General features: G+C 63.1%; 21 protein-coding genes and 1 riboswitch. Of the genes, 6 read left to right on the forward strand and 15 right to left on the reverse strand.

Translation table 11 applies throughout. The features are described 5' to 3' along the window. Positions 1 to 24 precede the first annotated feature (24 nt). The 6 genes from BW14_RS10840 to BW14_RS10865 all read right to left on the reverse strand — a co-directional run bounded on the left by BW14_RS10840 (position 25) and on the right by BW14_RS10865 (position 7,853). Complete coding sequence (locus BW14_RS10840) at positions 25 to 1,095, reverse strand: ABC transporter substrate-binding protein (RefSeq protein WP_044090351.1); 1,071 nt, start codon at positions 1,093 to 1,095, stop codon at positions 25 to 27. A gap of 260 nt (positions 1,096 to 1,355) precedes the next feature. Further along, the gene (locus BW14_RS10845) at positions 1,356 to 2,138 is read right to left on the reverse strand and encodes an ABC transporter permease (protein ID WP_007053301.1); all 783 of its coding nucleotides are present in this window, start codon (positions 2,136 to 2,138) and stop codon (positions 1,356 to 1,358) included. 195 nt (positions 2,139 to 2,333) lie between these two features. Then, entirely contained in the window at positions 2,334 to 3,911 is a 1,578-nt protein-coding gene (locus BW14_RS10850; protein WP_044090350.1) for a GH32 C-terminal domain-containing protein, read from the reverse strand. Positions 3,912 to 3,962: 51 nt separating this feature from the next. Next, complete coding sequence (locus BW14_RS10855; RefSeq protein ID WP_375138444.1) at positions 3,963 to 5,303, reverse strand: MFS transporter; 1,341 nt, start codon at positions 5,301 to 5,303, stop codon at positions 3,963 to 3,965. Positions 5,304 to 5,587: 284 nt separating this feature from the next. Next, positions 5,588 to 6,631, reverse strand: a complete 1,044-nt coding sequence (locus tag BW14_RS10860; protein ID WP_140490595.1) for a LacI family DNA-binding transcriptional regulator — start codon at positions 6,629 to 6,631, stop codon at positions 5,588 to 5,590. 256 nt (positions 6,632 to 6,887) lie between these two features. Continuing rightward, entirely contained in the window at positions 6,888 to 7,853 is a 966-nt protein-coding gene (locus BW14_RS10865; protein WP_044090347.1) for a hypothetical protein, read from the reverse strand. 160 nt (positions 7,854 to 8,013) lie between these two features. On the opposite strand from BW14_RS10865, the gene BW14_RS10870 reads away from it, so the two are divergent. Both BW14_RS10870 and BW14_RS10875 read left to right on the forward strand, forming a co-directional pair. Beyond that, positions 8,014 to 8,739 carry a response regulator transcription factor gene (locus BW14_RS10870; RefSeq protein WP_258185054.1) on the forward strand — a complete coding sequence of 242 codons (726 nt, stop codon included), beginning with the start codon at positions 8,014 to 8,016 and terminating at the stop codon, positions 8,737 to 8,739. A 35-nt stretch (positions 8,740 to 8,774) separates the two neighbouring features. Further along, the gene (locus BW14_RS10875) at positions 8,775 to 10,277 is read left to right on the forward strand and encodes a hypothetical protein (RefSeq protein WP_052382106.1); all 1,503 of its coding nucleotides are present in this window, start codon (positions 8,775 to 8,777) and stop codon (positions 10,275 to 10,277) included. A 3-nt stretch (positions 10,278 to 10,280) separates the two neighbouring features. Here BW14_RS10875 and BW14_RS10880 read toward each other — a convergent pair whose 3' ends face one another. From BW14_RS10880 to BW14_RS10920, 9 genes are all read right to left on the reverse strand, one after another. Then, positions 10,281 to 11,657, reverse strand: coding sequence for an MFS transporter (locus BW14_RS10880; protein ID WP_044090346.1), 1,377 nt, complete (start codon positions 11,655 to 11,657; stop codon positions 10,281 to 10,283). Between the two features lie 410 nt (positions 11,658 to 12,067). After that, positions 12,068 to 12,442, reverse strand: coding sequence for a thiamine-binding protein (locus BW14_RS10885; RefSeq protein WP_044090344.1), 375 nt, complete (start codon positions 12,440 to 12,442; stop codon positions 12,068 to 12,070). 82 nt (positions 12,443 to 12,524) lie between these two features. Then, positions 12,525 to 13,322: a bifunctional hydroxymethylpyrimidine kinase/phosphomethylpyrimidine kinase gene (gene thiD, locus BW14_RS10890; protein ID WP_044090343.1), complete on the reverse strand. Its 798-nt coding sequence runs from the start codon at positions 13,320 to 13,322 to the stop codon at positions 12,525 to 12,527. Between the two features lie 102 nt (positions 13,323 to 13,424). After that, positions 13,425 to 14,039, reverse strand: coding sequence for a sugar O-acetyltransferase (locus BW14_RS10895; protein WP_044090342.1), 615 nt, complete (start codon positions 14,037 to 14,039; stop codon positions 13,425 to 13,427). Positions 14,040 to 14,148: 109 nt separating this feature from the next. Beyond that, complete coding sequence (gene thiC / locus BW14_RS10900) at positions 14,149 to 16,905, reverse strand: phosphomethylpyrimidine synthase ThiC (RefSeq protein WP_140463992.1); 2,757 nt, start codon at positions 16,903 to 16,905, stop codon at positions 14,149 to 14,151. A gap of 192 nt (positions 16,906 to 17,097) precedes the next feature. After that, positions 17,098 to 18,033: a hydroxyethylthiazole kinase gene (locus tag BW14_RS10905; RefSeq protein WP_081886660.1), complete on the reverse strand. Its 936-nt coding sequence runs from the start codon at positions 18,031 to 18,033 to the stop codon at positions 17,098 to 17,100. Then, positions 18,025 to 18,130: riboswitch (TPP riboswitch) on the reverse strand. Its footprint overlaps the gene before it by 9 nt. A 7-nt stretch (positions 18,131 to 18,137) precedes the next feature. After that, positions 18,138 to 19,598 (reverse strand): HAMP domain-containing sensor histidine kinase, encoded by a 1,461-nt coding sequence (locus BW14_RS10910; RefSeq protein ID WP_140490597.1) that lies wholly within the window; start codon positions 19,596 to 19,598, stop codon positions 18,138 to 18,140. Next, positions 19,595 to 20,293 carry a response regulator transcription factor gene (locus BW14_RS10915; protein ID WP_140490599.1) on the reverse strand — a complete coding sequence of 233 codons (699 nt, stop codon included), beginning with the start codon at positions 20,291 to 20,293 and terminating at the stop codon, positions 19,595 to 19,597. Before BW14_RS10915 ends, BW14_RS10910 begins: the two co-directional genes overlap by 4 nt. A 78-nt stretch (positions 20,294 to 20,371) precedes the next feature. Beyond that, positions 20,372 to 21,142 (reverse strand): hypothetical protein, encoded by a 771-nt coding sequence (locus BW14_RS10920; RefSeq protein WP_140490601.1) that lies wholly within the window; start codon positions 21,140 to 21,142, stop codon positions 20,372 to 20,374. A 174-nt stretch (positions 21,143 to 21,316) separates the two neighbouring features. On the opposite strand from BW14_RS10920, the gene BW14_RS10925 reads away from it, so the two are divergent. From BW14_RS10925 to BW14_RS10940, 4 genes are all read left to right on the forward strand, one after another. Beyond that, the gene (locus tag BW14_RS10925) at positions 21,317 to 22,495 is read left to right on the forward strand and encodes a peptidoglycan-binding protein (protein ID WP_181162378.1); all 1,179 of its coding nucleotides are present in this window, start codon (positions 21,317 to 21,319) and stop codon (positions 22,493 to 22,495) included. A 77-nt stretch (positions 22,496 to 22,572) separates the two neighbouring features. Beyond that, the gene (locus tag BW14_RS10930; RefSeq protein WP_140490618.1) at positions 22,573 to 23,223 is read left to right on the forward strand and encodes an ABC transporter ATP-binding protein; all 651 of its coding nucleotides are present in this window, start codon (positions 22,573 to 22,575) and stop codon (positions 23,221 to 23,223) included. After that, the gene (locus tag BW14_RS10935) at positions 23,220 to 24,401 is read left to right on the forward strand and encodes a hypothetical protein (protein WP_140490602.1); all 1,182 of its coding nucleotides are present in this window, start codon (positions 23,220 to 23,222) and stop codon (positions 24,399 to 24,401) included. The genes BW14_RS10930 and BW14_RS10935 overlap by 4 nt, the downstream gene beginning before the upstream one ends. A 136-nt stretch (positions 24,402 to 24,537) precedes the next feature. Further along, a complete protein-coding gene (locus tag BW14_RS10940; protein WP_140490604.1) occupies positions 24,538 to 25,968 on the forward strand; it encodes a C1 family peptidase in 1,431 nt (476 codons plus the stop codon). Positions 25,969 to 26,006: the final 38 nt, after the last annotated feature.

A 26,006-nucleotide genomic window follows, 5' to 3' on the forward strand; every position in this document is an offset into this window, starting at 1 on the left:
GATTCAAACTCGGAATATCGGAAATTACTTGCCGATGAATTCGTCGGTGGCAAGGTCCTTGGCCTGCGGGGCCTCATGAATTATCTTGTCATGACTGTCGGTGTATGCGTCTTCTTCAGCCAGGAAGTCGAAGTATTCCTGAGCGCCCTTGAAGTCGTTGGTGCCGAGCACGAAAGAGCCGTCCTTGATCTTGGCCGGATCGCCCCAGTACTGGCCGTCGACGATAACCTGCATGCTCTTCTTGACGAATTCGGGCTTGAGGTTGGCGTCAGGGGCTTCGTCCACGAGAATCTGCGCGGCGTCATCCGGGTTGGCGTACGCGTACTCGTAACCCTTTTGAGTGGCCTGAGTGAACATCTTGACCAGGTCGGGATTGTTCTTGATGGTCTTGTCATTGGTGATGATGCCGATGGTGTCGGCGTTGCCGGGCACGCCATAGTCAGGCTCGGTGAAGCAGTTGAGCTTCGGGCCGTACATGTCGGCTTGCACGCCTTCCCACGTGGCGTAGAAGCCGCCGAAATCGGCCTTGCCGGATTCCATGGTCTGGAAGGTGGAGGTGCCGACGGTCACCTTGTCGAATTCGCCCTTGCCGCCATCGGTTTGGATCATGCGGCGCACCACGGCATCGGACTCGTTGGAGCCGAAGGTGGCGAAGGTCTTGCCATCCAAATCCTTAGGGGACTTGATGGCGGTGTTGGACGCCAGTGCGCACCAAATGGCGCTCGGCTTCTGCTGCACCTGCAGCACCTGCTTGATGTGAGCGCCCTTCAGCGTGTAGACGCCCACGTTGGTCAGGTTGGACAGGGCGAAGTCGGCCACACCGTTGTTCACGGCCTGTTCGGCACCGGCCTGGGCCACGGCCACGATATCCACGTCAAGGCCGGCGTCCTTGAAGTAGCCCTTGTTCTTGGCCACGTACACGCCGATGTGGTTGGTATCGGGTGCCCAGGAAAGCATGAAAGTGACCTTCTTGAGGTCGGAGGTGTTGGAGTTGGAGGAGTCGGCGGTGTTGGTCTGGCCACATGCGGCGAAACCGAAAGTCATGGCAAGGGCGCCCACGAGGGCAGCGGCCTTGGATACAAGGCTTTTCTTCATAATGATGGTTCCCTAATTCGTTGTCTCTCTATCGTTCTCTGGGATTGCTTCGAACGGAAGTCGGCAGAAAACGATATGGAGGGCCTTGATTTCCGTTCGACCAGCGCCCCCGACATTCCCTATGAAAGCTCGGGAAAGCCGGTTTGCCACACGCTGGTAAAGCTGTTCCATTATAGAGACAGGGTTGGAGACCTCATGAGAAGCCGCTTCGTTCAGTCGGTCCTGGCCGCCGGCTCGTGCCTTTGACGGTAAAAAAAGAACTACTGGTCCGCGTCGGGGTCTTCGTCGTCGCCGGGCGGGCCGAGCAGGATGCGCTCGCTGGCGTTTACCGCCAGCATCAGTACGCATGTCATCAGGATAATGACGATGGTGGCGGAGAAGATCAGCGGCGTGCGGAATGAATTGTAGGCAGCCTGCAGCCAGATGCCAAGGCCCTTGCGTGCGCCAAGGTATTCAGCGGTGGATGCCGTGGCGAAGATGTATGCGGCAGATACTCGGATACCGCCATAGATCTGACGTGCGGCAACGCGCAGCTTCACGTGCCAGAGCGTCCAGACCGGGGTCGCGCCGCAGGTCAATGCGACGTCGGAATAGAACTGGGGCACTGCTTCTAGTCCGCGCACAGTCTGCACGGCGATGGGGAAGAGGCCGAATACCGCCACGATTACGATTTTGCCGGAAATCTCAAAACCGAACCAAATCAGGAACAACGGGGCGATGGAAATCAGCGGCATGGTTTGTGCGGCGGCAAGCAGCGGATAGAACGCCGCGTTGAACGTGTGCGAGCAGTACAGTGCAATGCCGATCATAATGCCGAAGAACACGGCAAACAGGAATCCAACCACGCCCTCATAGCCGGTGATTGCCGCGGCCGGGCCGAGCGTGTTCCATGTTTCGATGGTGGCGGCGAAAATCTCGCTTGGCGCGGAGATCATCGTGGGGGAGACATGTCCTAGATCCACCCACGTTTCCCAGACTGCCAGCAATACGATGACGGCGATGACGGTGGGCATGCGGCGCTTGAGGCGCTTGGCGATGGACATGGGATGTCACCTTGCTTTCCGCGCCAGTCCGGTTTGCTGGTGGCGCTTGCGGCCGGGGCGTGGAACAGTAAGGTGAGGAGCCTGCGCGCCTGCCGGTCGTGTGATGGATTGTGTTATATGCCGTCCATCAGTATAGGCGAAGGCGAACGACAGGGCGCACAAAAAAACCTCCCTCTGACGAGGGAGGTGAAAGAGCTACTCCAGTCCGATGGACTTCATGTGGTGGAGCTTCAGGGAATCCACCTTGAGACTACCGGACTCGGCGACGAGCTTGATGGCGCGCGGGCCTTCGGAGGCGTAGGAGTAGGAGCTCAGCACTTGGTGGCCACCGTTGACGTAGACCTCCACGGAGCCGCGATCCACGAACACGCGCAGGTCCAGAGTGCCGGAGGCCAGTTCCGCCTGGGTGAGTGGTGCTGTGCGGTATCCGCGGTCGCCGTTGGACATGGTCTGACGGTCCACCACCACACGTCCGATCTGGTCGTCATAGGCCACATACGTGTATGCGCCATTCTCAGTGGCGTGGATCTTGAGCCCAGCGCGCTCGGCGGTGGAATGCGCCAGGTCGATGGTCATCTCGATCTCCACAGCCTCGGCGTCGTCGGCGATGACCTGCTCGCCGTCCATATCAAGCGTGATGGAACCATGGTCGAACGTGTCCGTGCGCAGGCCTTCCATCTCGGCCACCGGGGCGGTGACCACGTCGCCGTCCTCGCCGAGGGTGATCTCACGCGGCAGCGTGAGCTGGCCGCACCAGCCATCCTGCTGCATCGGAATAGGCTCGACGAACGGGCTCATCCATCCGTAGACGATCTGGCGACCCTGCCCGCCGTGTTCCGGGCCGTCCACGTGGAAGGACTGCGGGGCATAGTAGTTGTGGCCGCAATCCCACAGACGGAATTCGGTTTCCGGCTTGAATTCGCCACCCGGCTCCCAGGTGCCGATCATGTAGCCGGCGTTGTTGACGTTGCGGTTCATGAAGCCGTTCGGCTTAGAACCCATGGCGGAGAAGCCGATGACCCACTTCTCGTTGCCTTCCTTGTCCCGGATCGGGAAGAAGTCAGGGCATTCGAGCATGAAGACGTTCGGATCGGGGTGCTCGAACAATACGCGCTCGTAGGTCCAGTGATCCATATCCTTGGAGGAGAACAGCCACATCTGGCCGCGCTTATCCGCGGAGGAGACACCGAAGGTCATATACCAGGTGTCGCCGGTCTTCCACACCTTCGGATCACGGTAATGGTGGTCCACCTTGTCGGTCGGGCAGTCGATGATCATGCCCTGCTTGGTCACATGGGTCAGGCTGTCGTCATCCGGGGTGGCGAGCATCTGCACCTGCCAGTCGCCACCGGTGTTGTCGTGCCCGTTGGCCCAGCGGTGTCCGGTGTAGTAGAAGCGCAGTTTGCCGTCATCTCCGATGACCGCGGAGCCGGAGAACACGCCGTCCTTCTCCTGTTCGAGGGAAGGAGCGAAGGCGATGGGCTCACGGCGCCATGTAACCATGTCCTCGCTGGACACATGGCCCCAATGGCACAGGCCCCACTGGGTGCCGTAGGGATGCAGCTGGTAGAACACATGCCAGCGGCCCTTGTAGTAGCACAGGCCGTTGGGGTCGTTGATCCATCCGCCGTCGGAGGCGATATGGAACTTCGGGTACCAGCGGTCGTTGCGGTGGGCGGCGAGTTCGGCGACTCCTGCGGCCGCCTTGGCGAGCGCCTCGTCGTGGTCGCAGATGGGGGTGTATACGGGCTTGTCCGGAATGAAGTCGGTCATGATGATTCCTTGGTGCTTTGGATGATTGTCATCGCTGATGGAGGTAGGTGCTCAGGCCTTGGCGGCTTCCATGGCCTTGAGTTGGCTGTCGGTGTAGAACGGGTCGCCGCCGACCTCCTGGTCGTCGCGCTTGATCACGAAGAAGCCGTAGACCAAGGCGCACAGCACGATGCCGGAGATGACCCAGAAGGTCACGCGCGAACCCATGTCGTTGTCCGGAAGGATTCCGGTCATGTAGTCATGGAAGGCGCCCAGCGGGGTGGAGAAGATGATCTGTCCCACTTGGGAGGCGATCTGGAATCCGACCATGTACAGCGTGGCGGAGAGCTTGGTGTCGAAGTGCAGCGTGAAGTAGCGGAACGCCGGCAGGCAGAACAGCGGCACTTCGATGGAGTGGAACAGTTTGACGATGGAGACGGTGACCGGGTCGTGGAACACGCCGCACAGGCCGATGCGCAGGAACATCACCGTGGCGCCGAGCAGCAGCGCGTTGCGTACGCCGATCTTGCGCATGATGATCGGTACGACGCCCATCATCGCGGACTCGAGGAACACTTGGAATCCATTCAGCGTGCCGTAGGTGGCGTTGCCGATGGCTTCGGTGGGGAACAGGCCGGCGTAGTAGACCGGGAACCACTGCTGGTCGAACACGGTGTAGAAGGTGTTGGTCAGGAGCATGAAGACGATCAGCACCCACAGGGTCGGCATCTTCAGGACGCCGACCATCTCCTTGAAGGAGGGGCTGGACTTCTCGGCGGTCGGGTCTGCGGCCTTCTTAAGCTCTCCCTTCTGCTCGGAAGGCACCCAGCACAGGTAGATGAGCAGCATGCCGACGCCGCAGGCGGTGCCGATCCAGAAGTTGATCATCGGATTGATGTTGAACAGGAAGCCGGCGCACAGCGCCACGATGGCGTAGCCGAACGAGCCCCAGGCGCGGGACTGGCCGTATTCGAAGTTGAACTTGCGTGAGTAGCGTTCGGTGATCGCCTCGAACAGGGAGCAGGCCGCCATGAATCCTGCGGACAGGACGACGGAGCCGAGTAGGGCGCCGAACCAGCGGGTGGTGCCGCCGGCATCAATCATCGGCGCATAGACGAACTGGACGAAGGGGCCCACGCACGCGGAGATCACGGAGACCGCGATGACGAGCTGTCGCTTGATGCCGAGCTGGTCCTGGATGATGCCGTAGGCGAACATGATGATCATGGTCGCGGCGGAGTTGATGGAGTAGATGGTGCCGACCTCGGTGCCGCTCAGGCCCAGTGATTCGAGCCAGATGCGGAAGAAGGACCACCAGATTCCCCATGAGCAGAAGAACATGAAGATGCCGAGGGAGCTTTGCAGGTAGGAGGGATTCCTCCATGGGGTTTTGGACACGCTTGCCATAATCATCCTTTGATTACTGCCGGATTTGCTGCTTTGTCGTTGGGTTGTTGTGACACTTCGGCTCGAGCGGCTGTGCCGTTGCGGAAGTTATTGTGTGTGATATTCATTATGAGACGTCAATCGATTTACGTCAAACGATTGACGAAACTCGGCGTGTCGAACATATGGCCCTTTGGATGCGTGATTTCTCGGGTGAATCGTCAAGAAGTCACGCTGTGAGGATTCTGTTGATAGGACGAGGCCGCTGAGGGCTTGATACGAGGCATGTCCGATTGGGATGCGTTGCGAAGCTATTGCCGCACCGAATGCTTCTCCACCAGTGTGCAGTGGATTTTTGCGGGCGTCGGCGAATCGAGCCGCGGCATGGGCGCGGTCGTTCTCGGCCAATCGATGTTGTCGAGCGGCCGGTCTTCGAGCATTGAGACCAGCTTGGTCACGGCCCAGTAGCCCATCTCGAAATGAGGCAGTTCCACGGTGGTGAGCGTGGGAGCAAGCGTCTCTGCGAAGACGTGGTGGTTGTCCACGCCAACCACCGAAATATCCCGGCCGACAGTCAGCCCGCGTCGGGCGGCGCATTCGTAGACATACCATGCACGTGCGTCGTTGAAGCAGAAGAACCCATCTGGCCGCTCCATGTTGAACAGCCGGTCCACGGCAGCCAGTGCCGGGTCGTTGTTCAGCACGTCGATAGTCAGTCGCCTGTCGAATTTCCGTCCATCATCCCCCAGCGCGGCCTGATAGCCGCGTAGCCGCTCGGCCTGAGCGATCAGCGGTTCGGAACAACCCACGTAGGCTATCCGTTCGCATCCCGCGTCAATGAGGCGTTTGGTGGCGTCGTAGCCGATGCGGAACTCGTCCGGCTCCACGCTGGGTATCTTGCCATCCGCGTCGGTGGCGTCCACCAGAACCAGCGGCATCCCGGTGAGCGCGGACGGCGCGTGTGTGATGCGGTTGGACATCTTGGCGTACAGGAAACCATCGGCACCATAGCGTTTCAGCGCTGCGATCTCTGCGGTTTCGCTCTCCTCGCCATCCGTACTGACCACGATGAGCATGTATCCGAACCGTCGTGCAGCCCGTTGCGCTCCGAGAATGATACCGCCTGCATACGGTGTGGTGGCTACGTCTTCGCTGATGAAACCAAGCATATGCGTGCGTCCGGTGCGCAACGAGCTGGCCAGCGGGTTCGACTTGTATCCGAGCTGTGCCGCGATATCGCGTACATGCCGCGCCACTGCGCCGCGGACGCGCCCCTCGTCGCGGTTGTTGAGCACCAGCGACACTGTGGAGACGGAGACGCCGGCCTGATGCGCGATTTCCTTCATCGTAACCATAACGTCAAACGATACACCTTCATGCGCACGGTCTAACGCGGGTGTGGTACAGGCAATCGGTTCAATCCCTTGGCGGACGCTGCCTGACGCCCAGTATAGACTCGTCGCAGCTTCACTTCGGCGCCTTGCTCGCCATTGAGATGAACAGCCGTTCGCCATATTCATAGGTTTCATTGGAGATGCGGCGTGCGACGGGTGCCGTGCTCCGCATGGAGGGTTTGGGTTAGGCCGTTCGCGTCATACCGAGGCGAATGCGCTACCGCCGGCGCACCTTTGCAATGATCCACCGCACGGCCCACACCACGGCGAAACCGAGGAACGAGGCCGCCGCGAACACCACGGTGAAATGCCACACCTGATCCATCTGCGACCAGTTGAAATACATGTCGCCCAGTGTGGTGCAGACCGACCCGACATAGCAGGTGTCGTCCAACGGCCTGATCAGAGCCACGAGTATCGGCACCGACACCAGCGAGCAGACGAGCGGGAACAACAACGCACTCCACGGGCGGCTCAGCGCGGCATCCCGCGAGGCGTATGCGCCGCACGCTATCAGGAGCACTGGCGGAATCACGAAATTGATCAGCAGGGCGGCACCCAGCACGGCTTCGCTTCCCACAATGATCAGAGTCAGCAGCAGTCCGTACGACAGTGCCACGGCAAGCCAGCAGCCGAATCGGATGGCATCCTTGCGAATCCAGCGCAGCATCCGGGCGCTGAGCGAGCCTGGTTCGGGGTTCACGAACAGCGCGCGCAGGCCGTATCGACCGATTGCGTAACAGATGAATGCCACCGCCGCATAGGAGACCAGCAGCACGCCCACGCCGTACAGCGTCTGCCCGATGAGACGCAACCCATCGGTGCGCATGAGCCCGACCCATTCCGGCCACGTCGGATATCGATAGCCGGGTTGCAGCCGCAGATTCGCCCATCCGAACCCCAACGGGCCGAGCAGCGCGCTCGCCAACGGGAACGACAGACTGCCGGTGCGGATGCTGCCGAGAATCACATTGGCCAGTCCCAGCGCCAACGGCCAGTGCAGCAGCATGCTGCCCAGCCAGACGAAATGGTCAGGCGAGGTCATCCAGTTGGCGTTTCCGTCGTAGTCGAGGATGAACACGCCTGATCCCATGATCAGCAGTGCCAGCAGCACAGCCAAGGAGACCATGCCTATCCAATGCGCACGGTTCCAGGTGAACCGTCGTTGCGATGTCGTGTTCATCTCAGGTTCCTTTCACGACGTTGTGCGGATTATCGGGATGATTCCATAATAGATTTGCTGAAAATCGTGGGATGATGGTTGTCATAGCGGCTATGACAACGCGAGGACGGAGCGGTTTCGCGCGGGCATCATAGATGGGACCGAGGAAGGGGATGACGGCATGGGGAACGGCATGGGAATCGTCGCCGATACGGGGGAGGAGAAGGCATCGGCACCCATCCGCATCGGGCTCGTGGACAATGACCCGTACGCGGTGAAGGTCCTGCAGACGATGATCGAACGCATGGCCTCCGACTTCCGAGTGGTCTGGACCTGTGATCTGGGCGCCGTGGCAATCAGCCGCTGTCTGAATCCGGCGAAACGGCCGGACGTGCTTGTCACCGACATGTCGATGGGCGATGTGTCCGGCACCGAGGTATGTCGGGCCATCCGCGCCAAAACACCGGAGGTCGGCCTGGTCGGTGTCACCTCGTACTCGCTTGCTTCGTTCCGTGACGAGGCCGTACGCTGCGGGGCGCAGGCGCTGGTGGCCAAGACCGACTTGCGCGGCATCGCACACGCCATCCGCTGTGCAGCTCGTGGCATGCCGATGGATGGGGATGCAGAAGGGAACGGAGTCGGGCGCGGGGGAGCCGGATTCATGGACGCCATCAGTGCCCATATGCTGTTGGAGGATGCGGGCTACGCCGTCCGCGGGGCGCTGTCCGCCAAGGAACGGGAGACCCTGCGCCTGTACGCAGAGGGGCTCACCACCAGGGAGATTGCGGTGCGCCTCGGCGTGAGCGCCGCGACCGTGGCCACTTTCGAACGCAGGGCGTGCGCCAAACTTGGCGCACGAAGCCGTGCGCACGCCATTTCCATATGTGTCAGACGGCACGAAATCTAGTGTCCTGCGTCTGGTCTGCGAAGGAGGAGCGGACAATGATTCGTGGATTATGGCGTCGCATCGCCGAAGCCGACGCGCGCGTGGGCAACGCGTGGCTGCTGACCGCCACGCTGCTCGTCGCCTTGGTCTGCGCGGTCGAAACGATGCGCTCGATCATGATCGACGGTTTGCCGGCAGCAGCGGGAGCACCGGCGTTCCTGCTTGTCGCGGCGACGGTGCTGATGTCCTTCCGCCCGGTCGAGGGCTGCCTGCTGACGACGATGCTGGTCGTGGTGATGACGTTCGGGGCATTGTGGGTACCGTCCGGCGCGCTGCTTGCGGTGATGCTGGCGATCGGCATTGCGGGATATGTCTTCGTATGGTTCGGTGCTCTCATATTGGCCGTGACCGTGATGGGCTGGGTGATCGGGCCGATCGGGGATGTGGCCGCTTCCGGACATTTTGGTGCCATCGCGCAGACCGTCGGTACGGTTCAGGCAGGGGCTGGTCGGCAGGTGATTCTCGGCGTCGTCACCATCGACGGGCCCATGCCGGTGATCGTGCTCGCCGTCGGCTGCCTGCTGGCCGGCGTGGCCGCGCGTTGGAACCATGAACGCGGCATGGCCCAAGCCGAATTGGAGCATCGCCGGCGTCGCGAGCGCGCGGCCCGGGACATCCACGACTACGTATCCAACGATCTGGCGTATCTGATTCTGCGGCTCGACAAGGATATTGCGGATGATTATAGCCCGTCCGTCGAGGAGCTGCAGGAATTGCGCAAGGTGGCCGTCGGCGCGTTGAATCGGACCCATCAGGTCATTGACGTGATGGAGGGGCGTGGGGATCCCGGCGGCGTAATCGGCGATGGTGGTGCATTTGACGGTGACGTTGACGACGAAGCTGGCGACGGTGCCATCGCCACCAATACGTCCGGCCCAAGGAGCCGGAGGATCGGCGTCGGCAATGTCACTTCCGGGGACCGGCTGGACCGGGGGCGAGCACGACGGAATAAGGATGGCGTTCCATCGGGCGTTTCCAGGTCGGTGCTCGACCCGTCCAGAGGAATGTCGGGACGGGTCGAGCAAATGGAGCAAATGGAGCAAACGGTCGTGCGGCGGGTGAGCAGCATTGCACGGAACGGCGACCGCCGGCTTGCGGAACTGGGATTCGACGGACGGACCATCATATCCACGGCCGATGTCGGACCGGTGACCGATATTAATGAGATCGATGCCGACAGCGGCGTCGCTGACGATTACGCCGATTACGCCGATTACGGCGGACTGCTTTCGGGATTATTGGAGGAAGTGTACGGCAACATCGCCAAACACGCCGATCCGGCGGGCGGATACGTGGTGACGGTCCGATTCGGTTCGGACGCCGTCCATGTCGCGTGTACTGACAGGCCGCGCGTACAGGAACCGGAGGAGCGTACCGATATCGCCACGGGCGGCACCGGGCTGGCCCGGTACGGAACGTTGCTGGAAGAGCGAAAAGGCGTCCTGCGCATTACTGCACAGGACGCCGAATGGACGCTATCCGTGGTGGTGCCGTATTAGTTCTCAGCCAACCGACTTTTGGGCGGTCTCCACGCCGAAGAATCCGACGATGAGCATCGAGGCGATGGCGATCACGCTGATGGAAACGAAAATGGATGTGGCGCCGAGGGTGACGAGCATCCAGCCGACCACCATAGGCATCAATACGTTGAGCAGCTTGGCGATGGCGTTGGCCACGCCCACGCAGCGGAAACGCACCTTGGTGGCGAACAGTTCAGGAGCATACACGGCCACCACGGAAGCCATGAGCACGTACAGGCACATCATGAGCAAGAAGCCCACGATGATCGCGCCCGTGGTGGAGGACTGGAAAGCGTAGAGCATACCGAACACGCCCGTGAACAGGAAGGCCGGCACGATTGTGCGCTTGCGGCCGATGCGGTCAATCAAGAGCGAGCCGATGAGGCAGCCTACCGGGGCGCCGAGCATCATCAGCGTGGACGTGGTCAGCGAGGAGGAAAGGTTGATGCCGCGCTTGACCAGAATCGTCGGCACCCAGGAGGTGAAGGCGTAGGAGCACACGTTGGTGGCGCTCACTGCCACGATGGCCACGAGCAGGCAGATGCCCAGCGAACGGCCGCCCGCGTTGCGTGTGGAGTCGGTGTTGGTCTTCGCGGCAGCAGCCTCCGGCTCCGAGCCGTTTGCCTCAAGCTGCTTGACGATGGCATCCGCCTCGTCATAGCGGCCATGCACGGCCAGCCAGCGCGGGGATTCGGGGATGTCGCGACGCAGCCACCAGATCACGGCAGCCACTACGCCGATGCCGACGAACAGCGGACGCCAGCTCCAGCGGGGGATGATGAAGGCACACAGCAGCATGGCGATCGGCACGCCGCAGTTGGCCACGAGCGAGACGATCGCACACCAATGGCCACGGCGGTTCATCGGCGCGAACTCATTGACCATGGCGAAGCCGGTCACGATCTCGGCGCCGAGGCCAAGGCCTGCGCCAAGGCGGCACAGCGAAAGGATGGCCATGTTCGGGGCGAACGCGCCCAGGAATGTGAAGCCGCCGAAGAGCAGCAGGTTGATCTGGTAGGCCACGCGACGACCCTTCAGGTCGCCGACGAAACCGGCGAGCAGCGAGCCGACCAGCAGGCCCAGGAAGCCTGCGGACATGAACGTGGAGTTCTGCGCCACGGTGGACCAGTGGGTGGACAGCGCACTGGAAGCCACGGCGCTGCCGATGTAGACGTCGATGCTGTCCATCAGCATTCCGGCCGCCACCAGTGCGACGATGCGATGGAACATCGGGGTTTCGTGGGCGCGATCCATGCGCGAGATGATTTCCTCTACCTTGGCCTGATCCACGGCACTGCGCCCCTGCGCAGTATCAGTCATCGTGGAATCGCCTGGAATCTGCTGTTCGGCAGCAGTCATGATGAATATCCTCTTCTGCATCCTGCCCGAATACGCCGTCATCAATTACAAACTGTGGCTATTGTCTGCGGCATGCAGACAATCGACGTCTTCGGGCGAACTCTTGATGCATGCCGTGCATGTTCCCCCTCCCATTGTGTGGGATGGACGACAGCCGTCGCTGCATCTTGAATCCATCGATGATGAGCGGTCGTTGTGAGACCACCCATGTGCGATAGGCAGTACTATAGGAGCGCCCGGCCGATTCTCCTCTGTGATGTCACAATGTGAACGACTACAGGGCCGAATGCTGACCGATGCGTCACCCAATAGCGTCCGGGATACTGCTTCAGGGCAAACAAAAACGGCGGCCCTTCATGAGCCGCCGCCAAGGGTGATGCTATGGATGACTGCGGGATGTCATCGCGTTATCATTGCTGTTGCTTGGACAGGATCTCGTCCACCAACCGAGGTTTTTCGGTGAGCTGCCCGGTAAAGCCGGGGCGGATGTCCATGTGCAGTATCAGGGAAGTGCGATAGCCTTGTTCGGCGAGCTTCTTGGCCGCCTCTCCGGCGACTTTCAGCACATCGTCGAGATTGCCCTCCACATTGGTGAACAGGGCATTGGTCTCCTGAGGCAGGCCGGACTCACGGATCACCTCAATCGCTTGGGAAACGTAGGGGGAGACCTCGGAGCCCACACCGGCCGCGGAGACTTGGATTGCCGCGACCGTATTCAGATACGGCTTTCCGGTGGCCGGGTCGATCGGTACTTCCTGCTTCACGGCGTTGCGGTCAACAACCATATTTGTCCTTTCTTGATGAGAAAGGCTTCTTCCGACATCTCTCATCCCTGATCGAGACGCCGGAAGAAGCCTTTCCGGAGATTCAGCGGTACTTCCAGAAGTGGTCCATCGGCCCGGAGCCATGACCCAGATCCAACTGGGCTTTCAGTGCGCCGGTCAGGTACTTCTTGGCGTGCTTGATGGCCTTGGGCAAAGGCTCGCCCTGCGCCAGATAGGCGGCGATGGCGGAGCTCAGCGTGCAGCCGGTGCCATGGGTGTTCGGATTGTCGATGCGCATGCCATCGAACCAGGTCACGGTGCCGTCCGTCTCGGCGAGCACGTCATTGGCGTCCTCGGTGCCATGGCCGCCTTTGACGAGCGCCGCGCAGCCGTACTGTTCGCTGATACGGCGGGCTGCGGTCTCCATATCCTCCTGATCGTGGATCAGGGTGTCGGTCAGGGCTTCTGCCTCGGGGATGTTCGGTGTGACCACAGTGGCCATGCCGAACAGGCGGCTGGTCAGAGCGGCGATGGCGTCATCGCTGATGAGCTTGGCGCCGGAAGTGGCGACCATCACCGGGTCGAGCACGATATTGGTCGCATGATGCGCGGTCAGACGATCTGCGATGACATTGATGATGTCCGCGGAGGAGACCATGCCGATTTTGACTGCGACGGGCGGGATATCCTCGAACACCATGTCAATCTGGTCGGCCAGAATCTCCGGCTTGGTGTCCTGGATGGAACGCACGCCGGTGGTGTTCTGCGCGGTGAGCGCGGTGATGGCGCTCATGCCGAACACTCCGCAGGCCAGCATGGTCTTGAGGTCGGCCTGCATACCGGCGCCGCCGGACGAGTCCGATCCCGAAATCGCAAGTACTGCCGGCAAAGTGGTGCTCATGTCGTCTCCTTATATGATCTTCGGTTATCTCACGAGCGTAGTGAGGCGGCTGTACGTTCGTGACGCTGCCGCAGGGCGCGGCGTGCTTGGGCGGAGCGCCTTTCAGATGTCCTTGGGGATGAGGCGGTCTCGCCAATAGTATTCGTCGTCATGCTCGTTGATCGGGCGGGCGACCCGGCAGGGGGTGCCGAAGGCGACTGAATCGGCGGGGATGTCGCGGGTCACCAGACTGCAGGCGCCGATGACCGAGTTGTCGCCGATGGTGACGCCCGGCAGCACGGTCACGTTCGCGCCGATCCACACATTGCGGCCGATATGGATGGGCTCGGAGAACTGCGCGACCCGTTCGCGCAGGTCGGGCCTGACTGGATGGCCGGTGGTGACGAGCGTGACGTTCGGGCCGATCATCGTATGATCGCCGATGAAGATTTCGCCGTCGTCCACCAAGGTGAGGTTGAAGTTCGCGTAGGTGTGGCTGCCCCAGTGGGTGCTCAGGCCCCAGTTGGCGTTGAAGGTCGGTTCGATCCACACGTCCTCGCCCATTTCGGCGAAGAACGTGCGCAACAGTCGCTCACGCCGTGGGTCGCTCGCCTTGAGCGCATTGATGTCGTGCAGCATGTCCCGCTGCTCCTGCTGGGCGGTGGACATGAGTTTCTCGTCCCAGAAATAGATTCCGGGTGAATGCATGATGTCGAGTGCCTCTTGCGATATGGCCATGTGCTCTCCTTTGCGCGCCGCCAATGTGTCAATGTGCCAATGTGAATGATGCAGCCGACGTGCATTGCGCCGACTGCATCATTCACACTACATCACACCGGCAATTCCATCATTGCGCGGGCTGGTAGAGCTTGGAGCCGCCTTCCTGGAACTTGCGGCTCATCTCGGCCATGCCGGCCTGGATGTCCTCGGCGCTCGCCGTGCCGGCAGGGGTGGCCGATGCGGCCGGCGTGGTCAGAGCGCCACGAGCCTCCTGGGCGGACGGGATCTTGCCGGCGAGGGTGTCCTGAACCAGCTTCTCCTGCGCCGCCGCGCCGCCGAACTGCTTGCGGATGTTCTGCGAGATGGCCATCGAGCAGAACTTCGGGCCGCACATCGAGCAGAAGTGCGCCATCTTGGCGGGCTCGGCGGGCAGCGTATCGTCGTGGAAGGCGATTGCGGTGTCCGGGTCGTAGCTCAGGTTGAACTGGTCGAGCCAGCGGAACTCGAAACGGGCCTTGGAGATGGCGAGATCGCGGTCCTGCGCGTGCGGGTGGTGCTTGGCGATGTCGGCCGCGTGGCAGGCGATCTTGTAGGCGATCACGCCCTGCTTCACATCGTCCTTGTTCGGCAGGCCGAGGTGCTCCTTCGGGGTCACGTAGCACAGCATGGCGGTGCCGTAGCGTCCGATTTCCGTGGCGCCGATGGCGGAGGTGATGTGGTCGTAGCCCGGCGCGGTGTCGGTGGTGAGCGGTCCCAAGGTGTAGAACGGTGCGTTCTTGCAGATCGCCTTCTCCATCTCGATGTTCATGCGCACGGTGTCGAACGGGATGTGGCCCGGTCCCTCGATCATCACCTGAACGTCCTTGTCCCACGCGCGCTGGGTGAGCTCGCCCAGCGTCATGAGTTCAGCGATCTGCGCGGCGTCGTTCGCGTCCGCGAGCGAGCCGGGGCGCAGGCCGTCGCCGAGGGAGAACGCCACGTCGTACTTGGCGAAGATGTCGCACAGCTCGTCGAAGTGGGTGTACAGGAAGCTCTCCTGATGATGCTGTAGGCACCATTCGGCCATGATCGAGCCGCCGCGCGAAACGATGCCGGTCACGCGGTTGGCGGTCAGCGGCACGAAGCGCAGTAGCACACCGGCATGGATGGTCATATAGTCCACGCCCTGCTCGCACTGCTCGATGACGGTGTCGCGGAACAGCTCCCAGCTGAGCTTGGAGGCATCGTCCTCGACCTTCTCGAGGGCCTGGTACATCGGCACGGTGCCGATCGGCACGGGGGAGTTGCGAAGGATCCACTCGCGGGTGGTGTGGATGTCGTTGCCGGTGGAGAGGTCCATCACGGTGTCGGCGCCCCACTTGGTGGCCCAGGTGAGCTTCTCCACCTCCTCGTCGATGGACGAGGTGACGGCCGAGTTGCCCATGTTGGCGTTGAGCTTGGTGAGGAAGGCGGATCCGATGATCATCGGCTCGGCTTCCGGGTGGTTGATGTTGCATGGCATGACCGCACGGCCGGCCGCCAGCTCGGAACGCACGAGCTCCACATTGCAGTTCTCGCGCTCGGCCACATACTTCATTTCAGGGGTTATGATGCCGTGGCGGGCATACCACATCTGGGTCACCGGGTGGTCCTTGGCGCGCATCGGCTGGTGCGTGCGGCCACGCCATTCCTTCGTGGCGCGGCCACGCTTGATGGCGCGCTTGCCGTCGTCCTCGAGGTTGCGGCGGCGGCCCTCGTATTCCTCGACGTCGCCGCGGTCCTTGATCCAGTCGAGGCGCAGGGGCTTCAGGCCCTCCTTCGGGTCGCACTTGGGGCCTTCGGTGTTGTAGTCGATGAACGGCGGGTTCGGGCCAACGCCGGGGGTGTCGGACAGCTTGATCTCGGTGTACGGCACCTCGAGGTCGTAAGAGCCGAACTGGTTTTCGAAATGCACCGGCTTGGTCTTGCGGATGTGCGCCTTGTCGCGCTGCTTGGAGCCGCGGGCGGCGATGTCCACGCGCTGCTGCTTGGCGAGCTTCTGCGCGGCCTTGGCCTCCTTGGCGTTGGTGAACTTCTTCTCGGTGGCCTCGGCACCTGCCGGGGCGGTGCCCTCCTGCGCGGCCTGCGTGTCGGCGGCCGGGGTGTGAGTCACGATGCGCTTGGCGTAGCCGTGCCTCTTCTCGCCGCGCACGGCCTTCCAACCCTCGACCATCGCGCGGGTGGCGGCCTCCGGGTCATCGGCGCCGGCGATGGCGGAGACGGCGAACCAGCCGGCGGCCTTGGTACCCGCCAGCATGGCCATGTCGGCCGCGGTCACACCGCCACCCACGACCACTGGGAAGTCGCAGGCCGCGCAGATGGTGTTGATCTGCTTGTCGTCAAGCGTCTTGCCGGAACCGTCGTTGCCGCCGACCGAAGCCTCGGGCTTGGTCTTGGAGACGTGCAGCGGGCCGGCGCCGATGTAGTCGATGCAGCCATCGGGCAGCTCGTTGATGAGCTTGACGAGGCTTTCGGTCTCGGCGGAAAGACCCACGATCGCCTCGTCGCCGAGCAGGGCGCGGGCCTCGCGCGGCTCCATGTCGGTCTGGCCGATGTGCACGCCGTCCACCTTGATGCCCTTGCGGCGGGCCTGCCAGACCACATCAGCGCGGTCGTCGATTACGAAGGCCACGGAGTCGGACTTGTTGTTGTCCTCGATGATCTGCGCGATGTCCTGGGCCATGGCGGTCAGTTCTGAGGCGTCCGCCTTCTTGGCGCGCAGTTGGATGAAGGTCGCGCCGCCGCGCAGGGCCTGATCGACCACGTCGGTGAGCGGGCGGCCCTTGCAATCCTCAGGGCCGACTACGAAGTACGCGGACAGGTCGAACGAGTCGCGCATGGAGGCGTATGGGTATTCGTTGTTCATTTGGTGTTCCTTGGTGTTGGGTTAATTAAGGAAGTCTTGTTGTGTATCCGGGGAAGAATGGCGTTTCTCGGCTCCCTCTGATGAGGAAGTCTTGGGCGTTCCGCGATCTCACGTTTCTCGGCTCCCTCTGATGAGGGAGCTGTCTCGCGTAGCGAGACTGAGGGAGAGACAATAGGTACGAGACCACACGGTTCATTGCGCCACAATCGCCGATGCCGCCACCTGCTCGGGCGTGAGATTCCACAGCGCATCCAGCAGATGCACTTGGAACGAGCCCGGTCCGTCGGCCTTGGCCTCGGCGATCTCGCCAGCACGGTTGTACAGCAGGGTTGCCGCAAGGGCTGCGGTCAACGGCTCGGCGACGGCCAGATACGTGGCGGTCACACCGCCCAACGAGCAGCCGGCGCCGGTGATCTTGGACATCAGCGCGCTGCCTCCCGGCAAGCGGTAGACATGCTCGCCGTCGGTCACGAGGTCCACCGCGCCCGAGACGGCCACGGCCGCCTTGCCGGCGGGAGCCGAGGCGGCGAGGAACCGGGCCAGTCGCTTCGCCGGTTCGACGGCGGCGTCCACCTCATCCACCGATTCGACGCCGGCGGGACGGGTTTCCGGATTGTTGCCGTTGGCCTGATTCAGCCCCCACATGTCGGCCAGCGCGATGATTTCGGAGGCGTTGCCGCGCACGATGGTCGGCGGCGTGGCGCGGAAGGCGCGCAGGATTTCGGTGCGCGTCCGTCCGATGCCCGCCGCCACCGGGTCCAGTACCCACGGGTGGGCGGACTTGTGGAAGGCGCGCGCGATCTGCGGCAGCGCATCAGCATAGAAGGGCAGCAACGTGCCCACGTTGATGTAATCGGCACCGGAGATGGAGGCCGTGTCGATGACATCGTCCGGCAGGAAGCTCATGGCCGCCGTGCCGCCGGCTGCGAGCTGCGCGTTGGCCACCAGATTGATGGTCACGAAGTTCGTGAACGACTGCGCCAGCGGCGTCTTGGCCTTCACATCCCGTACTGCCTGCGCGATGTCGTGGCGCAGCGAGGCGAACTCGTCGTCATGGTCGTGTACATGTGCATCATTTACTACACCATGTGCGCCGGTGCAACATGATGGGTGCGAATCATCGCTCATATCACTGCTCCCTACGATGGTCTTAACCAACAGGTTCTAAGGGTCAGGCCGTGGCCATTCTCAACCCGTGTCGCCACGGGTTCCCCTGCATTACGTTGCCGACGTTATGCCCCAACATGGGCATATTTGTTACAAAATCGCACAGAAACGGCGAATCTGCCCGCTTCGGGTCTAGCGAGTCGCAGCTCGGCATGGTATAAATCTGCGATTTCCTTGACGATGGACAGGCCCAATCCGTTGCCAGGACGGTTCTCCAACCGTGAGGCCGCGCCCCGGTGGAAGGGGACGAGCAAGTCGTTCAAGTCGTTGGAATCGGAGAGCCGGCCGGCATCGGGGAAATCACCGGGGTCACCGGATTCGCCGGAATCATGCGCGGCATTGTCGCCGGTGATCCCATCGCTGACGGTCGTATCGCCGATGGTCTCGCCATCGGCACCCGTTTCCGTGCTGTTCTCCACCAACAGCTCCGCGTAGCCGTCCCCCGTGCTGCCGTCCGCAGTATCGCCACTCACCGTGCCGTCGTCCACTACGCCGCCCACCGTACGCACGATGACGGTGATGTCCCCACATTCCACGTTATGCACCACCGCATTGCGCACGAGATTGCCGACCAGCAGCGTGAGCATCGTCTCGTCCGCCCGCACCCGCACCGACCGGTCGATGTCGGTGCGCACATTCAATCCACGAGCCTCGATCGCATCCCACGAGACGTCCAGCGCGTGTTCCGCCGCATCCCCGAGCGACGTCTCCGGCGGCTCCGCGTCGCCGTGATGCAACGCCATGTTCTGCACGCGCGACAGCGCCAACAGCCCCTCCACCAGATCAGCGGCGTTCCGGTCGGCGTCGAGTGCGCGCCGCACCGCGGGCGCCACATCATCGGGGAATCGGCCCTGACTCAGCGGCGCGTCCAGACTGGTCTCGATCACCGCGATCGGCGTGCGCAGCTCGTGCGACGCGTTCGCGATGAACTGCCGTTGCGTGGCCGCCGCGCGCTCGATACGTTCCAGCATGGTGTTCACGTCCCCGGCCAAATCGGTAACTTCATCGGACCCCGCCAACGTCACGCGCCCACCCGGTTCGGCAGGGTCGAGCCGCTGCATCTGCGCCCCCAGCGACGAGATGCGTCCGGCCAGCCGCCGCGAGATGAGCCACGCCATGATCATGGCCAGTATGGCGAACGCGGCGAACAGCGCCAGCGAGAACCACATGGCGCTCTGCATCAGGGGCTTGCGCATGTCCGCATCGCTGATCTCCATGATCGAGCCGGGCGTCATCGGCCCGCAGCCTACCGCGTGATCGGTGTAATAGCAGCCGGTGGTCGATACATAGAGCTCGCCGTTCTCGGGTGCAGGCAGCGTGGAGCCTTGTGCCACCTGATACAGCCGGTAGGATGACCGGTCGTAGATGCGGCTGAAGAACATGGCCTGCAACGCCAGCGCGATTCCTAGGAACACCGCTACCAGCAGACCGATGGCCAGCGCGATCTTGCCTCGGAAGGTGCGGGGAACCAACCGCATACGCAGGCGGTGGCGCTCGCGATGCTCGTGACCGTGATGTTCGCTCATGGCAGCCGGTACCCTTTCCCGCGGGCCGATTCGATGGCCCCGCGTCCGCCGGCGTGTTCGATTTTCTGCCGCAGCGTGTAGATGACGGTTTTCGCTGCGCCCGTGCTGGCCGAGCCGTCCGGCCAGACGGCGGCGATGAGCTCGTCGAGACCGACCCATCCGCCGTCCGCCTCGTCCAGATGCCACAGCACCGCGAATTCCTTGGCCGTCAGGTTCAGCGGGGTCTCATGCCAGTACGCGAGCCGACGTTCGCAATCGATCATGAGCGGGGAGGGTCCGGTTCCGGAGTCCGGACCGGGGCCGCCGCCGAAAGGCCCGCGATGGCGCGAATCGTGCCGCAGCAACGCGCGGATGCGGGCCGACAGCTCCCGGAAGGCGAACGGCTTGGCCAGATAGTCGTCCGCGCCGAGGTCCAGCCCCTCCACGCGGTCCTCGAGGCTGCCGGAGGCGGTGACCATGAGCACGCTCACGTCGATGCCCATCGAACGGATCGTCGTCATCACCGTGTCGCCGGACATGACGGGCAGATCGCGGTCGAGCAGCACCACGTCGATGTCCTCCCGGTGCGCGGCGAGCAACTCCAGCGCCTCGACGCCGGTCCCTGCCGTCCAAGTGCGGTACCCCTCATGCCGCAGCGCGTCGTCGAGCGAGGCGACCATGCCAGTGTTGTCCTCGACGATCAGTATCCCCGCCATCTCCCGCAGCCTCACGATCCGGTCATTCCCCGTGCCGGTTTCCCGCACTGATTGCCCCGATTGCCGATATGCCGACCTCTACCAGATGTACTCCACGGGGTCGTCGGTGCTGCTTGACGACCAGCCCTGCGCCGCCTTGCAGCCGCGCACGCGCGAGTCGTTGAAGTCGTAGCCGAGCTTGTCCTTTGCGTCTGTAAAGCCCTCAGTCTGGAGCAGGGTCTGCCCGTCATTGAAGTCTTTGACCGTATAGCTCGCGGGCACCACACCCTCGCGTTTCATGCAGTCGACGACCGCCTCCTCCACATTCGCATAGAGATTCGGGTTGCCCTGCTGTTGCCCGTACAGCCGCTGCACGTGATCGAATCGCAGATAGCAATCGGCGTAGGCGTCCTTCCAGGCCTCCTCCTGCGCGTCGGTGCCAGGCATGTGGCTCATGATGTCCATCATGCCGTTCGGGAACCGTTCGAGCTTCGGCTCCTTGAATCCGCGGTCGATCATACAGGTCTTGTAGTCCGACCAGACCTTCTCATACGCGGCGGTGGAGACTCGCCCCTCCTTCTTGGCCTGCTCGAGGATGGGACGCTCGTAGTCGTCCACGTACGGATCGTTGAGCACCTCGTCGATGTATGCGGGCAGTGAACTTGCCAGACGTCCGTTCTCGTCCGCCTCATACAAGGTGGACGCCGGGCCCTGCTGTGCGGACGTATCACCGGTTCCGGCGGCGTTCGACGTCCCTGGCTTCCCGTCGCCGGAGATTCCCGGGACCGCGCATCCCGCGAGTCCCAAGGCCAGCGCCATCGTCAGCATCACGGTCGCGGCGATGCGCGGCCTTCCGTTCAACCATGCCATCGAAACCCCCTTGTTTGCGGGCGATTCGCGCCCCGCCAATCCAATCCGTATGTCCCATTCTAGGAAGCCGGTGTCTGACTTTCGCCTGACTTTGCGAGCATGCCGGTGGGACCATGGCAGTACCCGAAATGGCAGAGACGACGGGCGGGACGGCGAACCGGAAGGGGCTTCATCATGGCGAGACAAACGAGCCGAAACGACGGTGGCGGCAGTGGACTTGGCGGCGGCAGGCGGCGTGGGCGCGTCTCTGTCACTTGGCTGCTGCTAGCGGTCATCCTGACCGCGGCAATCAGCGTGGGAGCCTGCGCGTTCCTGCTGCCCGACCGGCATCCGGCGGTGCTGGCCCGCGCCGGCGAGATCACCAGCGCGCCCGTCGCCGCCCAGCAGTACGACGCGAAACGGCAGATCACCGTGGTTCCCACGGTATCCGCGCCGCGCAAGGTGCTCATCAACACCTCCGGCACGGTGACCGCTGACTATTCCGCCGGGGGCTTGCATTCCGGTGCGGCTGCGCTGGAGGTCGATGGCCGGCCCATCGTGGCGCTTGCCACCGCGAGCCCGCTCTACCGCGATCTCGCGCCCGGCGACATGGGCGAGGACGTGCGTGCGCTCAACGCTGAACTGACGCGGCTCGGCTACAACGCCAATCCCGAATCCGACCAGTATTCCAGCCTCACCTACTGGGCGGTCGTCGCCCTGTTCGGCAATCTCGGCGTCCGTTCGGACGGCGTGTTGCCGCTCGCGGACGTGATCTGGCTGCCGCAGGACGGAGCCACGGCCTCCTCATGGCAGGCGGCGACCGGCACGATGGTAGCCACCGCCTCGCCGATCGCTGAGATCTCCGGTACCATCACCTCGCTCACCGTGAAGAACGGCACACCCAACGCCGCCGACCAGACGATCACCGTGTTCGGCGAGCAGGGTGTGCTCAAGGCCGGCGCCACGGTGATCGACGACCCCGAATTCTGCGCGCGCGTCACGGCTTCGCGGGATTTCCAGTGGGCGCAGCAGGGCGGCGATCTCAGTCAGGGTGTGGACGCCACGGTGGCGCTCGCCACGCCCGTGGACGTGCTGCGCGTGCCGGCCGCCGCCGTGTTCGGCGTCAAAGGGGACCGCGGATGCATCGCATCCGATGGCAGGACGATGCCGGTGACCATCATCGGTGCGGACCTCGGCGTGAGCCTCATACAGCTGGGCGATGAGGAGACTGCGGCGAGTCGGCAGACGGGGGATGCCGCCGATGGGCAGACGGCCGGAGGTGAATCCGCGGGTGGTGCGGCGGCGTCGGCACAATTCGAAACGCCCTCCCACGTCTCCCTCGGCAGTGCGATTGCAGGTGCGACATGTTCCTGATTCGTGGAAGGCGGCGTGGCAATTCTGCGACCGCGAAGTCGGCATCCACGGCCGAGATTTCCCCCGCCGCCGCGCCGATGCGGGTGGTGGGGGAGGGTCTCGCGCACCGGTTCCCCGGCACCGACGTGCTGTTCGAACACCTGTCGTTCACGCTCGAGGCGGGGCGGATCGTGGCCATCTGCGGACCATCCGGCTGCGGCAAATCCACGCTGCTGTCGATACTCGCGGGTTGGGAGAAGCCGTGGGCAGGCACTGTGGACCGCGGCGGCGTTCGACGGGTGGGCTGGGTGTTTCAGAATCCGTATGGCGTAGCCGAACGCACCGCACTCGATCATGTGGTCTTCCCACTGCTCGCACAGGGGTTGCGTCGCGCCGACGCGGAACCGCAGGCCTTGGAGGCGATGGGCCTGTTCGAGCTCGAATACGCCGCCGACCGTTCGTTCGCGGCCCTTTCCGGCGGCGAGGCGCAGCGGCTCATGCTCGCCAGAGCCGTCTGCTCGAAGCCCGACATGCTGCTTGTGGACGAGCCGACCGCACAGTTGGATACGCGTACTGCGCATAGCGTCAGTCATGTGCTCGGCAACCTTGCTGGCCACGGCATGATTGTGGTCGTCGCTACTCATGACCGCGACACGCGCGACGCCTGTCAGCAGGTCATCGACCTTGCCGACTATGCCCCGGCCGATCCTGCGCCGGCCGATTCCGCGCCGGAAGGGGAGCGGCCATGAGACTGTCATCCATCGTCTCCGAGGCGGTCCGCAATATCACGTCCGGCGCCTCACGCACCATCATCTGGTTCCTCGCGCTGGCCGTGGCCAGCACGCTGTTCGGCGGTTTCGAGGCACTGACCATCATCGGGCAGGAGAGCACCGCGGCGGCACGCATCGAGTCCGCCGCCGACGTGACCACCATTGTCAGCCCTGTCTCCGCCATCGACGGGGCCGTCTGCGACCGTCTCACCGAGGCCCAAGGAGGGCCCAGCGCATCCGGGGCCATGCGCGAGAGCGAGCAGATCACACCTCGTTCGACCCCCGGACGCAGCATCGGCTCCTATGAGGTCACCGCCGGCATGATTCGGCTGCTCGCGTTGTCATCGGTGTCATCGGCATCAGCGGCGGCCAACGCCGGCCATGGCTCACCATCCAGTTCCTTTCCCGCCTCTTCAGGCCAGACGTCCTCCTCCGCGAATCAGCCGGCCGCCGACGCGAGCGGCATATGGGTTTCCACTGCGCTCGCCCACGATTTCGGCTGGGCCAAGGGAAGCCTGCTGGAGACCGATCATGGTGATATCCCAGTCGCCGGCGTCTTCGACTGGCCCAACGACGGGCGCGACACCCGCTTCGTGTACGCGCTCATCGTGCCGGTATCCAGCAGCGCCAAGCCATTCGCCGAATGCTGGGCAAAGCAGTGGCCGCAGACCGAAGCGCTCGACCTGCTGCTCAACGAGACCGCTATATCCGGCGTGGCTGACGCCAATACACTGCCCGGCGTCACCCAGCTCAACAAAAGCCACGACCGACGATACAGCGCCGACAGCCTCTATGAGACGCGCATGACCCGCGTGCTGCCCGTCGCGGCGCTCGCCGTCGGTGTCGTCATCGGTATCGCCGCCGTGCGCCGCCGCCGACTCGAATACGCCGGCGCGCTGCACTGCGGGCAGCGCAAAGGGGCCCAACTGCTGACCGCGTTGTGCGAGATGCTGATCACGTCCGGGGCCGCCATCGCCGTGACCCTGCCTCTGCTTGCCGCGCTGTGTTGGCGACTCTCTCCGTCCGACCCCGCAGTGGTGTTCCTCGCGGCGGCGCGTTCTCCTGCGACCATGCTCTCCGGCGCCCTCGTCGCCACAGCGCTGGCCGTGCTCGCCGTCCGCGAATCCCGCCTCTTCCGCCTGTTCAAGGCACGGTAGCATACCGCCGAATGTGGCGCGTGCCAGGTCTCGACCCGACTCCGCCGGTCCTTACTCGAAACATCCCACCGAATCCGGCGAGGGACGAGTACCATGAAGACGTTTGCATGAGCCGTACGTTTTCGGGAGGAACACCATGACCGACCAGTCCGCCGCCGCAGTCGACGTCGCACATCTCAAGGATTATTCGCGTGCGTTCAACGCCGACCGCGCCAACCTCGTGGCCGCCAACGCCGCAGTCTCCACCGGCGTGCTCGCCGCCGCCACTGACTACCGGGGCCTGAGGAGCCTGCCGCGCGACTTCTCCATCGAGCTCAAGCAGGGGTCGATCACCAATCAGGAACGTTCCGGTCGCTGCTGGATGTTCGCCTCGCTCAATACGCTGCGCTACGAACTCATGCACCGTTGGAACCTCGAGGATTTCGAATTCTCCGAGACCTACCTGTTCTTCTGGGATGCCATCGAGAAGTCGAACACTTATCTCGAGCATGTGCTGGATACGCTGGACGAACCCACCGACTCCCGCATCTTCGAGGTCATCAACGACGGGCCGTCCGACGATGGCGGCTGGTGGCAGATGTTCGCCGCGCTGGTGAACAAGTACGGCCTCGTGCCGAAGTCCGCCTATCCGGAATCCGCGAACTCCCGCGATTCGGACGCCTTCAAGCAGTACCTCAACACCAAGCTGCGCGAATTCGCCGCCGACCTGCGTCGCAGCCATGAGGCTGGCGCGTCGACGGAGACACTGCGCGAAACCAAGCGCAAGGACATGGCCACCGTCTACCGCATCTGCGCAATCGCGCTTGGCGAGCCGCCCGCCACATTCGACTTCCTGGCCCGGGTCAAGGACGACGATGACAAGGATGATGCCAAGAACGACGGCGCCAAGGCGGCTGACACCAAGGCCAAGCCGGAATCCGGCAAGGATGAGCGCCGGCAGATCCGTGAGACCGGCATCACCCCGCTCGAGTTCTACCGTAAGTACGTGCCGGTGGACGTCAATGACTTCGTCACCATCTCCAACGCCCCGATGAAGCGCACGCCATTCGGCAAGCGCTACCGCATCCTCTACACGGCGAATGTCATCGAGGCGGGCGATATGGAATTCGTCAACGTGCCGCTCGACGTGTTCAAGAAGGCGGCCATCGACCAGCTCAGCGCCGGCCATCCCATCTGGTTCGCCTGCGACTGCATGCAGTTCGCCTTGAGGGGCGAGGGCGTCTTCGACCGCGACACCGTGCGCGTGGACCAGCTCTTTGGCACCGAATTCACGTTCGACAAGGCCGACGGCCTCGAATACGGCGACAGTCCAAGCAATCACGCCATGACCTTCACCGGCGTGAACCTCGATGCCGACGGTCGTCCGGACCGTTGGAAGATCGAGAACAGCTGGGGCAAGGACAACGGCAAGGACGGCTACTACGTGGCTTCGGATGCATGGTTCGACCAGTACGTCACCGAGCTCATCATCCGCAAGGATATGCTCGACCAAGCCACCCTCGACCTCACCAAGGCCGAACCCGTCGAACTCGAGCCCTGGCAGCCTCTGACCCGCCGCTGCCGCTGATTGGTGCGATTCGGCTACTATCCTCAGGGTGAAGACCG

This window comes from Bifidobacterium sp. UTBIF-68, assembly GCF_006408855.1.
Classification (GTDB): Bacteria; Actinomycetota; Actinomycetes; order Actinomycetales; family Bifidobacteriaceae; genus Bifidobacterium; species Bifidobacterium reuteri.

What these genes read in the sequence shown, in the direction of transcription:
- BW14_RS10860 (WP_140490595.1), bottom strand. Translation starts at nt 6,631, where the DNA reads ATGGTTACGATGAAGGAAATCGCGCATCAGGCCGGCGTCTCCGTCTCC.
- BW14_RS10850 (WP_044090350.1), bottom strand. Translation starts at nt 3,911, where the DNA reads ATGACCGACTTCATTCCGGACAAGCCCGTATACACCCCCATCTGCGAC.
- BW14_RS10930 (WP_140490618.1), top strand. Translation starts at nt 22,573, where the DNA reads ATGCGGGTGGTGGGGGAGGGTCTCGCGCACCGGTTCCCCGGCACCGAC.
- BW14_RS10925 (WP_181162378.1), top strand. Translation starts at nt 21,317, where the DNA reads ATGGCGAGACAAACGAGCCGAAACGACGGTGGCGGCAGTGGACTTGGC.
- BW14_RS10905 (WP_081886660.1), bottom strand. Translation starts at nt 18,033, where the DNA reads ATGAGCGATGATTCGCACCCATCATGTTGCACCGGCGCACATGGTGTA.
- BW14_RS10870 (WP_258185054.1), top strand. Translation starts at nt 8,014, where the DNA reads ATGGGGAACGGCATGGGAATCGTCGCCGATACGGGGGAGGAGAAGGCA.
- BW14_RS10915 (WP_140490599.1), bottom strand. Translation starts at nt 20,293, where the DNA reads ATGGCGGGGATACTGATCGTCGAGGACAACACTGGCATGGTCGCCTCG.
- BW14_RS10895 (WP_044090342.1), bottom strand. Translation starts at nt 14,039, where the DNA reads ATGGCCATATCGCAAGAGGCACTCGACATCATGCATTCACCCGGAATC.
- BW14_RS10875 (WP_052382106.1), top strand. Translation starts at nt 8,775, where the DNA reads ATGATTCGTGGATTATGGCGTCGCATCGCCGAAGCCGACGCGCGCGTG.
- BW14_RS10840 (WP_044090351.1), bottom strand. Translation starts at nt 1,095, where the DNA reads ATGAAGAAAAGCCTTGTATCCAAGGCCGCTGCCCTCGTGGGCGCCCTT.
- BW14_RS10885 (WP_044090344.1), bottom strand. Translation starts at nt 12,442, where the DNA reads ATGGTTGTTGACCGCAACGCCGTGAAGCAGGAAGTACCGATCGACCCG.
- BW14_RS10855 (WP_375138444.1), bottom strand. Translation starts at nt 5,303, where the DNA reads ATGATTATGGCAAGCGTGTCCAAAACCCCATGGAGGAATCCCTCCTAC.
- thiD (WP_044090343.1), bottom strand. Translation starts at nt 13,322, where the DNA reads ATGAGCACCACTTTGCCGGCAGTACTTGCGATTTCGGGATCGGACTCG.
- BW14_RS10865 (WP_044090347.1), bottom strand. Translation starts at nt 7,853, where the DNA reads ATGAACACGACATCGCAACGACGGTTCACCTGGAACCGTGCGCATTGG.
- BW14_RS10880 (WP_044090346.1), bottom strand. Translation starts at nt 11,657, where the DNA reads ATGACTGCTGCCGAACAGCAGATTCCAGGCGATTCCACGATGACTGAT.
- BW14_RS10910 (WP_140490597.1), bottom strand. Translation starts at nt 19,598, where the DNA reads ATGAGCGAACATCACGGTCACGAGCATCGCGAGCGCCACCGCCTGCGT.
- BW14_RS10935 (WP_140490602.1), top strand. Translation starts at nt 23,220, where the DNA reads ATGAGACTGTCATCCATCGTCTCCGAGGCGGTCCGCAATATCACGTCC.
- BW14_RS10920 (WP_140490601.1), bottom strand. Translation starts at nt 21,142, where the DNA reads ATGGCATGGTTGAACGGAAGGCCGCGCATCGCCGCGACCGTGATGCTG.
- thiC (WP_140463992.1), bottom strand. Translation starts at nt 16,905, where the DNA reads ATGAACAACGAATACCCATACGCCTCCATGCGCGACTCGTTCGACCTG.
- BW14_RS10940 (WP_140490604.1), top strand. Translation starts at nt 24,538, where the DNA reads ATGACCGACCAGTCCGCCGCCGCAGTCGACGTCGCACATCTCAAGGAT.
- BW14_RS10845 (WP_007053301.1), bottom strand. Translation starts at nt 2,138, where the DNA reads ATGTCCATCGCCAAGCGCCTCAAGCGCCGCATGCCCACCGTCATCGCC.